This is a genomic window from Streptomyces sp. 13-12-16 (assembly GCF_002114215.1).
GTDB lineage: Bacteria > Actinomycetota > Actinomycetes > Streptomycetales > Streptomycetaceae > Streptomyces.
Genome location: NZ_NCTE01001347.1, coordinates 1 through 372, shown reverse-complemented (window position 1 = coordinate 372; position 372 = coordinate 1). Strand labels below are relative to the sequence as shown.

1 protein-coding gene is annotated in these 372 nt (G+C 76.9%); it reads left to right on the top strand.

Going from position 1 to position 372, the window contains the following annotated elements:
- On the top strand, positions 1–372 hold a 372-nt coding region (locus B7767_RS40735; RefSeq protein ID WP_143652945.1), incomplete at both ends, for an acyltransferase domain-containing protein.

Sequence of the window (372 nt, the reverse complement as noted above, 5' to 3'; positions counted from 1 at the left end):
TCCTCGACACCTCACCGGTGTTCGCCGAGCGGATCGCCGCCTGCGCCGACGCCCTCGCCCCGTACGTCGACTGGTCCCTCACCGACGTACTGCGCGGCACCGAAGGCGCGCCCTCCCTGGACCGGGTCGACGTCGCCCAGCCCGCGCTGTGGGCGGTGATGGTCGCGCTCGCCGAGGTGTGGCGCGCCCACGGCCTCAAGCCCGCCGCCGTCCTCGGCCACTCCCAGGGCGAGATCGCCGCCGCCGCCGTCAGCGGCGCCCTGTCCCTCGAGGACGCCGCGCGGACCGTCGCCGTGCGCAGCCTCGCCATCGCCCGCGAACTCTCCGGCCACGGCGGCATGGCGGCCGTCACCGCCCCGCACGACGAGGTCG